Annotated in this window: 12 protein-coding genes and 2 tRNA genes; 8 read left to right on the plus strand and 6 right to left on the minus strand. The window is 72.0% G+C overall.

Annotated elements, in window-relative coordinates; genetic code table 11:
* Window positions 1–161: 161 nt before the first annotated feature.
* Window positions 162–1,586, plus strand: coding sequence for an amino acid permease (locus tag LBW97_RS07835; RefSeq protein WP_224498841.1), 1,425 nt, complete (start codon window positions 162–164; stop codon window positions 1,584–1,586).
* Between the two features lie 315 nt (window positions 1,587–1,901).
* Here LBW97_RS07835 and LBW97_RS07840 read toward each other — a convergent pair.
* The 3 genes from LBW97_RS07840 to LBW97_RS07850 all read right to left on the minus strand — a co-directional run bounded on the left by LBW97_RS07840 (window position 1,902) and on the right by LBW97_RS07850 (window position 3,445).
* Window positions 1,902–1,974: transfer RNA gene (locus tag LBW97_RS07840), tRNA-Arg, on the minus strand.
* Between the two features lie 20 nt (window positions 1,975–1,994).
* A tRNA-Ser gene (locus tag LBW97_RS07845) sits at window positions 1,995–2,083 on the minus strand.
* 162 nt (window positions 2,084–2,245) lie between these two features.
* The gene (locus LBW97_RS07850) at window positions 2,246–3,445 is read right to left on the minus strand and encodes an MFS transporter (protein ID WP_224498842.1); all 1,200 of its coding nucleotides are present in this window, start codon (window positions 3,443–3,445) and stop codon (window positions 2,246–2,248) included.
* A gap of 102 nt (window positions 3,446–3,547) precedes the next feature.
* Between LBW97_RS07850 and LBW97_RS07855 the strand changes: the two genes are divergently transcribed.
* From LBW97_RS07855 to LBW97_RS07875, 5 genes are all read left to right on the plus strand, one after another.
* Window positions 3,548–4,078 carry a CGNR zinc finger domain-containing protein gene (locus LBW97_RS07855; protein WP_224498843.1) on the plus strand — a complete coding sequence of 177 codons (531 nt, stop codon included), beginning with the start codon at window positions 3,548–3,550 and terminating at the stop codon, window positions 4,076–4,078.
* Between the two features lie 31 nt (window positions 4,079–4,109).
* Complete coding sequence (locus tag LBW97_RS07860) at window positions 4,110–4,850, plus strand: hypothetical protein (protein WP_224498844.1); 741 nt, start codon at window positions 4,110–4,112, stop codon at window positions 4,848–4,850.
* A 138-nt stretch (window positions 4,851–4,988) separates the two neighbouring features.
* Window positions 4,989–5,606, plus strand: coding sequence for a hypothetical protein (locus LBW97_RS07865; RefSeq protein WP_224498845.1), 618 nt, complete (start codon window positions 4,989–4,991; stop codon window positions 5,604–5,606).
* A 158-nt stretch (window positions 5,607–5,764) separates the two neighbouring features.
* Entirely contained in the window at window positions 5,765–6,382 is a 618-nt protein-coding gene (locus tag LBW97_RS07870; RefSeq protein WP_224498846.1) for a hypothetical protein, read from the plus strand.
* Window positions 6,383–6,437: 55 nt separating this feature from the next.
* Window positions 6,438–7,874, plus strand: coding sequence for a phosphatase PAP2 family protein (locus LBW97_RS07875; RefSeq protein ID WP_224498847.1), 1,437 nt, complete (start codon window positions 6,438–6,440; stop codon window positions 7,872–7,874).
* Here LBW97_RS07875 and LBW97_RS07880 read toward each other — a convergent pair.
* Together LBW97_RS07880 and LBW97_RS07885 are read right to left on the minus strand one after the other, a co-directional pair.
* Window positions 7,853–8,284, minus strand: a complete 432-nt coding sequence (locus LBW97_RS07880; RefSeq protein ID WP_224498848.1) for a VanZ family protein — start codon at window positions 8,282–8,284, stop codon at window positions 7,853–7,855. The two genes, LBW97_RS07875 and LBW97_RS07880, sit on opposite strands and share 22 nt — an antisense overlap.
* 37 nt (window positions 8,285–8,321) lie before the next feature.
* Entirely contained in the window at window positions 8,322–8,729 is a 408-nt protein-coding gene (locus LBW97_RS07885; protein WP_224498849.1) for a VOC family protein, read from the minus strand.
* Window positions 8,730–8,816: 87 nt separating this feature from the next.
* Here LBW97_RS07885 and LBW97_RS07890 point away from each other — a divergent pair, with 87 nt between their 5' ends.
* Entirely contained in the window at window positions 8,817–9,365 is a 549-nt protein-coding gene (locus LBW97_RS07890) for a DoxX family protein (RefSeq protein WP_224498850.1), read from the plus strand.
* Window positions 9,362–10,411, plus strand: a complete 1,050-nt coding sequence (locus LBW97_RS07895; protein ID WP_224499025.1) for a PHP domain-containing protein — start codon at window positions 9,362–9,364, stop codon at window positions 10,409–10,411. Before LBW97_RS07890 ends, LBW97_RS07895 begins: the two co-directional genes overlap by 4 nt.
* 52 nt (window positions 10,412–10,463) lie before the next feature.
* Here the strand turns inward: LBW97_RS07895 and LBW97_RS07900 are convergent, their stop codons facing one another.
* A complete protein-coding gene (locus tag LBW97_RS07900) occupies window positions 10,464–11,654 on the minus strand; it encodes a hypothetical protein (RefSeq protein ID WP_224498851.1) in 1,191 nt (396 codons plus the stop codon).
* Between the last annotated feature and the right edge of the window lie 158 nt (window positions 11,655–11,812).

Raw genomic sequence — 11,812 nt, forward strand, 5'->3', positions numbered from 1 at the left:
ACTGTCTGTGACCCCCATCACAGCGCGGCGGCCCCACGACGTCACTGACAAAACACGGGGAGCTACGAGACCGAGCCGGATCACTCATCGTGAACAGCCGTGGTGCCCCCGCGCGGCCGACAGGAGGCGGGTCACAGTCGCCCTCAGCGGATGATGCTCCGGTGACCGCACCATCCCTGCGCGCCCAGCTCCTCCGCCGCAAGCCCGTCGCGGCCCTGATCGCCGAGAGCGAGCAGGACACCGGCCTGGCCCGCCGCATGGGCCTGATCCCGCTCATGTGCCTGGGCATCGGCTCAACGATCGGCACCGGGATCTTCTTCGTGCTGAGCACCGCGGTTCCGGAGGCCGGGCCCGCCGTCGTCGTCTCGTTCGTGCTGGCCGCGCTGACCGCCGCCTTCACCGCCCTCTGCTACGCGGAGCTGGCGTCGTCCATCCCGGTATCGGGTTCGTCGTACTCCTACGCGTACGCAACCCTCGGCGAGGTCGTCGCCTACGGCGTGGGGTGGTGCCTGGTCCTCGAGTACGGGGTGAGCTCGTCGGCGGTGGCGGTCGGCTGGAGCGAGTACGTCAACCAGCTGCTGTCGGACACGGTGGGCCTGCGCATCCCCGACGCACTCTCCGCCGCCCCGGACGCCGGAGGGCTGGTCAACCTTCCGGCCGTGGTCCTGGTGCTCATGTGCGCGCTGCTGCTGGTGCGCGGGGTCCGGGAGTCCTCGACCGCGAACGTGGTCATGGTGGTCGTGAAGATCGCGGTGCTGCTGTTCTTCGCCGTCGTCGCGTTCACCGCCTTCGACTCGGGCAACTTCACCCCGTTCGCGCCGATGGGGGTCGCCGGGATCAGCATGGCGGCATCGTCGATCTTCTTCTCCTTCATCGGACTGGACGCCGTCTCCACCGCGGGTGAGGAAGTGAAGGACGCCCGCCGCAACCTGCCGCTGGCGATCATCGGGGCACTGGTCGTCGTCACCGTCGTCTACCTGCTCGTGGCGTTCTCCGCGGTGGGCGCCCAGTCCGCGGAGGGCTTCGAGGGCCAGGAGGCCGGGCTCGCGGTGATCCTGGAGAACGTCACGGGATCCAGCTGGCCGGCGATCCTGCTGGCCGCGGGCGCCGTCGTCTCGATCTTCTCCGTGACGCTGGTGACCATGTACGGCCAGACGCGGATCCTGTTCTCGATGAGCCGCGACGGGATGATCCCGGCGTTCTTCAGCACGGTCGACGCCCGCCGCCGGACGCCGGTGCGCGGCACCGTCGCCGTCGCGATCTTCGTCGGCGCCCTGGCCGGCTTCGTACCGCTGGACTTCCTCATCGACCTGACCAGCATGGGCACGCTGGTGGCCTTCACCGTGGTGTCGATCGGCGTGATGGTGCTGCGCCGGATCGCCCCGGACCTGCCGCGCGGGTTCCGGGTGCCGGGCTACCCGGTCGTGCCGGTGCTCTCGATCGCCTTCTGCGTCTACCTGATCACCGGGCTGTCGGGCGTGACGTTCGCGCTCTTCGCCGGCTGGCTCGCGCTGGCCGCCGTCCTCTACGTGACGTACGCCAGGAAGCACTCGCGGTTGCGGCAGGACATGCCGGCGAAGCCTTGACGCCGGGATGTGTCCGGGGTCACAGTAGGGACGGGCGGGGGTAGCCGGGAATCGAGTGGCTACCCACTGCTGGGTAGACCGACCAACGCGGCCAGACCGTCAGAACCGGCCCCCCGCCCCCACATCTCCCGAGCTGCGCGCCGTGTCTGCACGCCGGCCCGCTCTGTGGGTCGAACTCGCGCTCTGCGGCCGCTGCAGGACTCGCAGAGCACGAGCAGAACGCGCAGAGCCGGCGCGACCACCGGCCTCCGCACGACACGAAGCGGCCCCGCACTTCCGTCGAAGTGCGGGGCCGCTCGGTGTCTCAACCAGACGTGCACCCGAAGGGATTCGAACCCCTAACCTTCTGATCCGTAGTCAGATGCTCTATCCGTTGAGCTACGGGTGCGTGTGTTCAGTTGTGTCGCGCGGAGGCTCCGGGATTTGAACCCGGGATGGGGATTAACCCAAACCGCATTAGCAGTGCGGCGCCATAGACCGGACTAGGCGAAGCCTCCCGGGGTCCGAGTTCCCTCGTAACCGCCGAGAAGAGAGACTACCAGCGCCCGGAGCGGCCTCCCAGCGGGGGTCCCGACCGTCCGGCCGCCTCGCCGCCGAACCTCACGAACTCGTGGCGATCAGCGCGTGATGGCCACGAGTTCGTGCGACTCGACTGGCCCTCAGACGGGCACCGGCTCCCGGTGGACGACGTCCACCGGTGCCCGGCGCCCCGGCACGAGCGTGACGACGACGGCCACCGCCGCCGCGAAGCAGGCCAGCCCCAGCGCGCCGGGGACGCCGGCCGACGTCTCGATCAGCGCGCCACCGAGGGCGGCGCCGACCGCGGAGGCACCGACGGTGATCGTCGAGAGCCAGGTGAAGGCCTCGGTCGTGGCGTGCACCGGGGCGAGCGAGCCGACCAGCGAGTTCTGCACGGTCATGGTCGGCGCGATCACCGTGCCGCCGAGGAAGAGCAGCACGCCCAGGGCCCACGGGCTGGACACCCAGGCCAGCGGGGCGAGCCCGATGGTGACGCCGAACAGCAGCCACCGGTACTGCCGCGGCAGGGAGGCGCTCAGCACGCGGGCGCCGAACCACAGGCCGCCGGCCACCGAGCCCAGCGACCAGACCGCCAGCAGCAGGCCGGAGATGCCCGGGGAGCCGTAGGCGTCGGCGAAGGCCGGGATGGCCACCTCGAGCGCGCCGAAGCCGAGCATCACGGCGGCGCCGCTGATCAGCACGCGCGGGATCCCCGGGTAGCGGACGGTGGTGAACAGACCCCGGGAGAGGCCCGGCGCGGACACCCAGGAGCGTGCGGCGCCGGCGATGCCGAGCGCGCCGACGACGGCGAGCGTGCCCGCGACGGCGACCGCCCAGGCGGGCTCGGCCAGGACGGCGAGGGTGGCGACCAGCGTGGGGCCGACGACGAAGACCAGCTCGGTCGCCGTCGCGTCGAGCGCGTAGGCGGTGCCGCGCGAGCGCGGGTCGGTGCGCGACCACAGTGCGCGCACCGTGCCGGAGACCAGCGGCGTGCTCGCGCCGGCCACAGCAGAGGCGGCGACGACGGCGACGTCGGGGGCGCCACCGAGGGCGACCGCGACCAGCAGCCCGAGCAGCAGCGGGTAGAGCGCGGCCTGGGTGAGCAGGATCCGGCGCGGGCCCTTGCGGTCGGCGAGGCGGCCGAGGATCGGCGCCATCAGAGCCGAGGCGATGCCCAGACTCGCCGCCGCGAGACCCGCGACGGCGTAGGAACCGGTCTGCTGCTGCACCATGAGCAGCAGCGCCAGCGGAACCATGGACGACGGAAGCCGTCCGGCGAAGCCGGCAAGCAGGAGCACCGGGGCGGAGGGAAGCCGCCAGACGGTGAGATAGGCACGCACGCTGGAACTCGTTTCGCACTGCAGGGAAGGGAACGGTAGGGGGTCACATCGCGTTGACCGCCTACAGAGCCCCACACTAGGAATCGGACGGTAGGGAGTCAAGTGGACTACGACACCTACGGGTCAACTGCTGTCGAACTGGCCATCGCCCTGGCCAATGCCGACCTGGAACCCGACGACGGCGTGTCGCGATTCCTGGCGTCCCACGACGAGTGGTTCACGCCCGGGACCTCGCTGGACCTGACGCCGTCCGACGCCCGGAAGGCCGCGGACACCGCCCTCCTGGTCCGCGCGGTGGCGCTGGCCGAGTCGCAGCCCGACGTCCTCACCCGGCTCAACGAGCTGCTGGCCCTCGCCCTGCCACGGCCCTACGCCACCGACCACGACGGCGAGCTGCACCTGCACTACGCGCGGCCGGACGCCCCCGCCCTCGAGCAGCTGACGACGACGGTGGCGATGGGGTTGTCGCAGGTCGTCGTCCAGCACGGCTGGCAGCGGCTCGGCGTCTGCTCGGCCGAGGGCTGCGACGACGTCTACGTGGACACCTCGCGCAACGCCAGCCGCCGGTACTGCTCCAACACGTGTGCCAGCCGCTCGACGGTCGCCGCCTACCGGGCCCGCCAGAAGTCCTGACGTGATGGGCGGCATGACGGGGATGCGGAGCGTGCGCGGACGCCCGGCCGTCGCCGGCCTCGTGGGACTGGTGCTGGTCGCCGGCTGCGGCGGAGGGGGCGAGCCGGAGGCCGACCCCTTCCACTTCGACGAGACGACCTTCATCGGCACCGTCACCGAGCACCACCCGTACGACGTCTACAAGCTCCAGGTCGACAAGGCGGACGTCACGCTGGACCTCATCGGACCGGTGGGCGGCGGCTGCTACGCCCTCGAGGACTCCCTCCGGGACCAGGCGCAGGCGGCCAAGGAGGCGGCGCTGCCGGTCGGCACCCGCGTCCTGGTCGTCCGCGCCGACGAGAGCGGGCCGTCAGCCTTCGTGCACCTGCTGCCCGCGGACTCGGACGAGCCCGACCCCGCCGCGCCCGCGGCGTCGGTCAACGAGCAACTGGTGAGCGGAGGCTCGTGGGAGCCCTCCGGCTTCCAGCTCGCCGACGACGACTCGGCGTCGACCGACCTCTTCGCCATCCGGTACCCGGAGCAGTTGTCGGAGGTCCAGGCCCGGTACGCCCCCCTCCTCGTCGCCGCCGGCAACGCCGCGAAGAGCGCGCGAACCGCCGGTCAGGGCGCATGCCTGCAGGAGAGCGAGCGCCAGGAGGCGGAGGCCGAGGCGCGCCGCCAGCAGTACGAGCGGGAGTCCGAGGAGGCCGAGCGGCGCCGTCAGCGAGAGGGCAGTGGCGGTGGCGGCTACTGCCGCGACGGTGACGGCGACGGGATCTGCTTCGAGGACTGACCCGGGCTGACCGTTCGGGTCGCCGGCCGCCCTTGCGGAGGTCTTGCGCCTGGCTGGGCACGACCGTGCGGTAGCCGGGCTTGGGTCGCAGGTGACGCCGGGTGGACCCACCACTCGGCCGCACCGAGAGGACCCGCCGTGTCCATCCGCACGAAATCTGCCGGGAGCGGCCTCGCCGTGAAGGCCGTCGCGTCCCTGGGCGTGCTGGGCAGCGCTGCCGCCATCGCCGCCCTCGGCAGCTTCGGCTCCTTCACCGACAGCACCACGCCCGTCGACCAGGCAGTCGAGTCGGGCGTCCTCTCCATCACGCTGGACGGGGCGCACAACTCCGTCACCAGCCCCATCGCCATCGGCGGGCTCCAGCCGGGCGAGGCATCCAGCGTTCCCTTCGACGTGCGCAACGCGGGCACGGTGGACTGGTCCTCGGTCTCCTTCCGGTCGTGGGCCACCGCCTCCAGCGCCCTGGACACCGACGCGGCCGACGGGCTGCAGCTGTCGCTGCGGTCCTGCTCGCAGCCGTGGACGGCGACCGGCCCCGACGCCTACACGTGTGGGGGGACGGCGACCGACTTCTACGCGGGGCCCATCGTCACGACCAGCCCCCTGGCCGGCGCCGCCAGCCTCCGCGCCGGGCAGGTCGACCACGTGCTGTTCACCGCGGCCCTGCCCGGGGGCGCCGGCAACAAGATGAAGGAGCTGTCCAGCGAGCTCGCCTTCACCCTCACGGCCACGCAGCGCGGCGGCACCGCCCGCTGAGGGAGACGCTGGTCATCGTCGCCGTCGGCGGCGGTGACCAGCGCCGGCGGTCTTGCGGATCTCTTGCGGATCGCTGCGCACCGCCTTGCGATCGCCCCGGGATGGTCGTCGGTGTCGGAGGTGGATCGGCCACCTCGCCAGCACCGGGGGTAGGAATCGTGTCGACCCGCATCACGGCTGCGAAGAACCGCACCAGCACGAAGGTCATCGCCTCGCTCGGCGTCGTCGGCACTGCGGCCGCGATCGCCGGCATGGGCACCTTCGGCACCTTCACCGACAGCACCGACGCCGTGAACACGAACGCGGACACCGGTGTGCTGTCCATCAACCTGGGCTACGCGGCCAGCTACGCGACGGTGCCGGCCATCAGCGGCGGCCTCATCCCGGGCGACACCAAGGCCACCCCGTTCGACATCACCAACGACGGCACCGTCGGCTGGGGCGCGCTCGGCTTCACGTCCTGGGCCACGCAGTCCAGCGAGATGGACACCGACGCGGTCGACGGGCTGCAGCTGACCCTCGAGGACTGCCCGGTGTCGTGGACCGTGACCGGCCCCGGCACGTACGCCTGCGGTGCCGGCGCGACCGAGCTGTACTCCGGCCCGATCGTCGCGGAGCGCTCGCTCCAGGGCGCCACCAGCGTGGAACCCGGCGGGGTGGACCACCTGCTGGCCAGCATCGAGCTGCCCGAGACCGCCGGCAACGTGATGCAGGGCAAGGTCAGCACGGTGGCCTTCACCTTCACCGCCGTGCAGCGCACCGGCGCCGCGCGCTGACCCGTTCGGGTTCCACGGGATCGGCACGCGGACCGCGCTCCACTAGCGTCGGCCCGTGCGCTCACCCCGGGACCTCGATGCGCGGCTCCACTCCTTCGTCGGGTCCCTGCCGACGACGCCGGCCGACCGGTGGCTGCGCCGCCTCTCGGCCTTCGCCGACCGCGGCAAGATCTGGTTCCTGATCGCGCTCGTGCTGGGCAGCCGCCGCGGGCAGCTGCGCCGCGGCGCGATCCGCGGCATCGGCTCGATGCTGTTCTCCAGCGCGGTGGTCAACGTCGTCCTCAAGCGGATCTTCGGCCGGGTGCGCCCGGACCTGGAGAACCTGCAGACCCACCGCCGGCTGCGCCGCGAACCGGGCAGCCTCTCCTTCCCGAGCGGGCACTCCAGCTCGGCGGCGGCTTTCGTCACGGGGCTTGCACTGGAGAGCCCGGCCGCCGGTGCCGCGCTGGCACCGCTCGCGCTGGGCGTCGGCTACTCCCGCGTGCACGTCGGCGTCCACTACCCCGGCGACGTCCTGGCCGGCCTGGCCGTCGGGGGCGCCGTGGCCGCGGCCAGCCAGCACTGGTGGGCGCGCAGGCCCGTCGATCCGGCTCGCGTGCGCCCTGCCTTCGCCGCCCCCGCGCTGGCCGACGGCGAAGGCCTCGTCGTCGCGGTCAACCCTCGCTCCGGCCCCGACGACTACGACCCGGCCGAGGACATCCGCCGGCTCCTCCCCCGCGCCGAGGTGCTGGAGACGAGCGAGGACCGCGGCGTGGACGAGCTGCTCGGCGAGGCAGCGGCGTCGGGACGGGCGCAGGCGCTCGGTGTGGCCGGCGGAGACGGCAGCGTCGCCGCGGCCGCCGCCGTCGCCCTCGAGCACGGGCTCCCGCTGGCCGTGATCCCCGCCGGCACGCTGAACCACTTCGCCCGCGACGTCGGGCTCACCACCCCGCAGGACGCCGTCGACGCGGTGCTCGCCGGCCAGGCCGTGAAGGTCGACGTCGCCGAGGTGAACGGAACGCCCTTCCTCAACACCTCGAGCATCGGCGCGTATCCGGAGATGGTCCGCCGCCGCGACCGCATGTCCGCGAAGCTCGGCAAGTGGCTGGCGCTGAGCGTGGCCGCGGCGCAGGTGCTGCGCACCGGGACGCCGGTCGAGCTCGAGGTGAACGGCGAGCGGCTGCGCACCTGGATCCTCTTCGTCGGCAACTGCACCTACACCCCGCGCGGGCTCGCGCCGGCGTACCGGCCGCGGCTGGAGGACGGGCTGCTCGACGTCCAGTACCTGCGCGCCGATCTGCGGTTCGGGCGCACCCGCGCCGTGCTGGCCACGGTGCTCGGGGTGAGCGAGCACGCCCGCAGCTACGGGCACTTCGCCGCCGAGGAGGTGCGGGTCCTCGTGCGGTCGGGGCCTGAGCGGGTCGCCTACGACGGCGAGATGGGCGAGCCGGACACCGAGTTCCTGTTCCGCAAGCGCGAGCCGCTGACGGTCTACTGCTGCCGCACCGGCTGACGTGCGGCCCGGCGGGCGCGCAGCCGGCCGACCCCCACCAGGAGCACGGCCAGGAGCACGCCGATCGCCGCGCCCGTGGAGTTCGTGACGACGTCGATCGGCGTCGAGTCGCGGCCGGGGAGCACGAACTGCGCTCCCTCCACCGTCAACGACAGCAGCACGCACAGCACCCAGACCCACAGCCGGGAGACCCGCGGGAGCGCGAAGCAGACCAGCAACCCGACCGGGACGAAGACGAGCACGTTCGCCGTCCGCTCGACGTCGCCGGCGCGCACCCACTGCAGGTCCTCGAACGTGCGCGCCTGCTGCGCGACGGCGGTGAAGACGGCGCCGGGCGAGGCGCCCAGGGTGAGCGACGCGAGCACCGCGAGGTAGGCCACCAGCCCCACGACGGCGACGCGACGGCTCATGGCGCCCGACGGTAGTGCGGGGCGGCGCCCGAACCGGTCAGCCGCCGTCCGGACCATGCGTCGTCGCGACCTCCGCGTCACTGCGCAGGATGCAGAACTCGTTGCCCTCGGGGTCGGCGAGCACCACCCAGCCGGTGCCGTCGGGGTTGCGCCGGTCGTCGAGAGAGGCGGCGCCCAGCGCCAGCAGCCGGGCCAGCTCGTCGTCGCGCGAGCCCTCGCGCGGCCGCAGGTCGAGGTGCACCCGGTTCTTGACCCGCTTGGCGTCCGGCACCTCGATGAACAGCAGCCGGTGCTGCCCGTCGAGCGACCTGATGAGGCACTCCTCGTCCCCGGGCTCGTTCGGGTCGTCCGGGTCGTCCTCGTAGTCGAGCACCGCCCGCCACCAGCTCGACAGCCCGTACGCGTCGGCGCAGTCGACGCTGGTGTGCAACACGTACGAGGCCATCGCCGGATCATGGCACGGGGATTGCGAGAAGGATCTTCCGGGCAGTGCACCCCGGACTCCCCAGTGACATCGAGGAAAGAGGTCACCATGCTCGTCCGCCGGATCGCTCGGCCCCTGCTCGCCACGCCCTTCATCTACGGCGGCATCAGCACGCTCCGGAAGCCGCAGGACCGCGTTCCCGGCGCCCGCCCCGTGGTGGAGAAGATCGCCGAGACCGCCGACAAGCAGCTGCCGGTCGAGGTGCCCCGGGACGTCGAGCAGTACGTCAAGGCCAACGCCGCGCTGCAGGTCGGCGCCGGTGTGCTGCTCGCCCTCGGCAAGTTCCCGCGGCTGACGTCCCTCGCGCTGGCCGGCTCCACCGTGCCGACGACGCTGGCCGGGCACCGGTTCTGGGAGGAGGACGACCCCAAGGTCTCCTTCGAGAAGATCGCCCACTTCGTGAAGAACCTGGGCATGCTCGGCGGCCTGCTGCTGGCCTCCGTCGACACCGAGGGCAAGCCGTCGGTGGGCTACCGCGCGCGTCGCGCGGCAGTAAAGGCCGCCAACGCCACGGAGAAGAGCTTCGAGAAGGCGCAGAAGCGCGCCGCGAAGGCCCAGAAGCAGTCGGAGAAGCGCCTGAAGAAGGCCTCCCGCTGAGCACTCCGCTCCCGCCCGCGGCCGCGCTCCGGAGGATCGCCTTCCTCCTGGAGCGCGCCCGCGAGGCCAGCTACCGCGTCAGTGCCTACCGCACCGCCGCGGCGGTGGTCGACGGCCTCGACGAGGCGCAGCTCGACCTGAAGATCCGCACCAACACCCTGAAGGACCTCAAGGGCATCGGCCCGAAGACGGCGACGGCGATCGTCCAGGCACACAAGGGCGAGGTACCCGAGTACCTCCTCTCGCTGGAGGAGGCCTACGCCGGCCAGCTGCCCGCCGCCGACGACGTCGCCGCCTTCCGGGCCAAGCTCTTGGGCGACCTGCACGCCCACTCGGACTGGTCCGACGGCGGCAGCCCGATCCGCGAGATGGCCGAGGCCGCCATGTCGCTGGGCCACGAGTACCTCGCGCTCACCGACCACTCCCCCCGGCTGACCGTCGCCAACGGGCTGAGCCCGCAGCGGCTGGAGAAGCAGCTGGACGTCGTGGCCGAGCTGAACGCCGAGCTCGCGCCGTTCCGGATCCTCACCGGCATCGAGTGCGACATCAACCCCGACGGCAGCCTGGACCAGACCGACGAGCTGCTGGGCCGGCTCGACGTCGTCGTGGCCAGCGTGCACTCCGAGCTGCGCGCACCGAGGGCGCAGATGACCGAGCGGATGCTCGCCGCCGTCGCCAACCCGCACACCGACGTCCTCGGGCACTGCACCGGCCGGCTGGTGATCGGCCGCAAGCAGCGCAACGGCGAGCAGAAGCCGCGGCCGGAGAGCGAGTTCGACGCCGAGGCGGTGTTCACCGCCTGCGTGGAGAACGGCACCGCCGTGGAGATCAACTCCCGGCCGGAGCGGCTGGATCCCCCGAGAAGGCTGCTGAGCCTGGCCGTGGAGCTCGGCTGCGAGTTCGCCATCGACACCGACGCGCACGCGCCGGGCCAGCTCGACTGGCAGTACAACGGCTGCGAGCGCGCCCTCGAGTGCGGTGTCCCGGTCGAGCGGGTCATCAACACCTTGGTCGCCGACGAGCTGCTGGCCTGGACGGCCGGCTGAGCCGGAGAGCCGATGCCGACCGCTTCCCAGGTCTACGCGGCATCCGCTCAGATCAGTTGTGAGCGGCCTTCCAGGCGGCCACGGCGTCGTCCCACACCTTCCGGTCGTCCACCACGCGGATCCCGGCGGTGGGGGCCGGGTACTCCCCGCCACCGAGCCACACGATCGTCGACGGACGGTCCGGGCAGGCCGAGTCGTCGACGACCGTTCCCGCCGGCACCGCCATCGTGTCGGTTCCGTTGACCGATCGCTCGGGCACGAAGAAGGTCGAGCACTTGATGATCAGGTCGTTCGCCGACTTCGACCACTTGAATAACGCATTGGTGCCGGTGCCCTTGTCGCTGTCGTGCGGCAACGTGTGCAGCCCGATGAGCACGTGGTCCAGGGTCAGGGTCTCCCCCTCCGGGGACGTCCACGACCCGTTCGCCGACGAGGGACGCTCGCTGATGCCGGTGAAGCAGGACTCCCACAGGCTGTCGCGCACCACGCCGCCGAGGGTGTAGTCGTTCTCCAGGCAGTCGTCAGCGACGTTGGACAGGTGGGTGCCCGAGATCAGGAACGAGGTCCGGTTCAGGTTCACCCCGCCCTCCTGGGGGCGGAAGCCGTCCTCGACGCCGTCGCACCGCGTCCCGTGGATCTGCAGCCAGTCGAGCGCGACGACCTTCACGCAGGCCGCGTTGTAGTCGTCGTGGAAGTTCTCCCACGACAGACCCGGGTCGATGGTTCCCCGGAGTTCACCACCGAGGATGCAGGTGCGGGCACCGGCCACCGTCGTGCCGGTGACGAACGGGTGCTTGCTCGATGGAAAGGCCGTCGAGAGGACGCCGGTCAGGTCGAAGGTGACGTCGTCAGCGGTCCTCGACTGCTGCCAGGAGGTGTCCAGGACCGATCCCGCAGGCGCCGGCCGATCGATCGTGCGACCGGCCCCGGAGCACGCGGCGTTCGAAGCGACCGGCCTCGGGGGCTGCGACGCGGAGGCCGACGGCACGGAGGGCGAGGGCGGCGCGGCCGCCGGGGGTACCGGCGCCGGTGCGGGAACGGCCGGAGCGAGCGCTTGAGGCGTTCCCGCGCCCTCAGGGATCTCCGGTCCGCCGGTCGCGGAGGACCCGAAGACGTCGGTCGACGAGTAGGACATCCGCTGGCCCGCCGACTGCGAAACGGATGCCTCCTCCGCACCGGACACCACCGGCGCGGACACGAGGACGGTCGTCACGGCGAGGGTCAGCACTCCCAGGCCGAGCACGCGGGGCGCTCGCGAGCGCCTACCGCGGAATGGGCCGACGACCGACCCCCGACGGACGATCTCGGTGTGGGAGAGACGGAGAGGTCCGGTGCGCCGGAGCATGAGGAGGCCTTCTGGTGTGCGACGTCACGAATCGTTATCGCAACGATGTTAACCAT

The sequence above is a fragment of the Blastococcus sp. LR1 genome, assembly GCF_020166105.1.
GTDB lineage: Bacteria > Actinomycetota > Actinomycetes > Mycobacteriales > Geodermatophilaceae > Blastococcus.

Bases quoted from the DNA above. Each gene is read 5' to 3' on its own strand.
- LBW97_RS07880 (WP_224498848.1), bottom strand. From the start codon at position 8,284: ATGAGCCGTCGCGTCGCCGTCGTGGGGCTGGTGGCCTACCTCGCGGTG.
- LBW97_RS07890 (WP_224498850.1), top strand. From the start codon at position 8,817: ATGCTCGTCCGCCGGATCGCTCGGCCCCTGCTCGCCACGCCCTTCATC.
- LBW97_RS07885 (WP_224498849.1), bottom strand. From the start codon at position 8,729: ATGGCCTCGTACGTGTTGCACACCAGCGTCGACTGCGCCGACGCGTAC.